Origin of the sequence: Agarivorans sp. 1_MG-2023 (assembly GCF_030548385.1) — a bacterium.
GTDB lineage: Bacteria > Pseudomonadota > Gammaproteobacteria > Enterobacterales > Celerinatantimonadaceae > Agarivorans.
Genome location: NZ_JAUOSJ010000035.1, coordinates 1 through 846 on the forward strand (window position 1 = coordinate 1; position 846 = coordinate 846).

2 protein-coding genes are annotated in these 846 nt (G+C 50.2%); both read right to left on the reverse strand.

The features are described from left to right. A partial coding sequence (locus tag Q4592_RS21770; RefSeq protein WP_303516935.1) for a galactokinase family protein occupies positions 1-473 on the reverse strand: 473 nt, incomplete at its 3' end. A gap of 64 nt (positions 474-537) precedes the next feature. Beyond that, on the reverse strand, positions 538-846 hold a 309-nt coding region (gene galT, locus Q4592_RS21775), incomplete at its 5' end, for a galactose-1-phosphate uridylyltransferase (protein ID WP_303516934.1).

Genomic DNA, 846 nt, shown 5'->3' on the forward strand with positions numbered 1-846 from the left:
CCGCAGTTACACCCTACAAAGTTGTTTTCCGCCGCTTGGCCAATCAGCGCCAATTTTTGTTGCGAGACGTCTAAGTTAAACAGGGTTTTAAAGGTTTGACCAATCACCACTTCAAGGGCAGCCGATGAGCTTAAACCAGCGCCTTGTGGCACGTTACCACTCACTGCTAAATCGGCACCACCAAGGGTGAAGCCTTCTTTTTGTAGGCAATCAATGACGCCGCGAATGTAGTTTACCCACATGCAGTTTTCATCAAACTGTAGCGGTTGGCTAATATCAAACTCGTTCACTTGGTTATCGTAATCTACCGATACCACTCGCACGATGCTATCGCTGCGCGGTGAAGCTGCCACAACAGCTTGGTAGTCAATGGCACAAGGCAGCACAAAGCCGTCGTTGTAATCGGTATGTTCACCAATTAAGTTTACCCGCCCAGGGGCTTGAATCAGCCTTGCTGGGGCTGAGCCCGTCATATTGATAAAGGCATTGCTGACCGTATCGATGAGGTGTTGTTGACGTTGGGTCATGCGCAGCTCCTTAGTTCTGTTGTTCTTTGTAATGCACGTCGCTAAGGTCGCGCAGTTTGCTGGCCGCTTGCTCGGCGGTTAAATCTCGTTGGCTTTCCGCTAACATCTCGTAGCCCACCATAAACTTACGTACGCTGGCTGAGCGCAATAGCGGTGGGTAGAACAAGGCGTGTAATTGCCAATGTTCGGTCGAGGTATCGCCCTCTTTGAAAAACGGCGCATAGTGCCAGCCCATGGAATACGGGAATGAGCACTGAAATAGGTTGTCGTAACGGCTGGTGAGTTTTTTCATCGCCAGTGCTAAGTCATCACGCTGAGC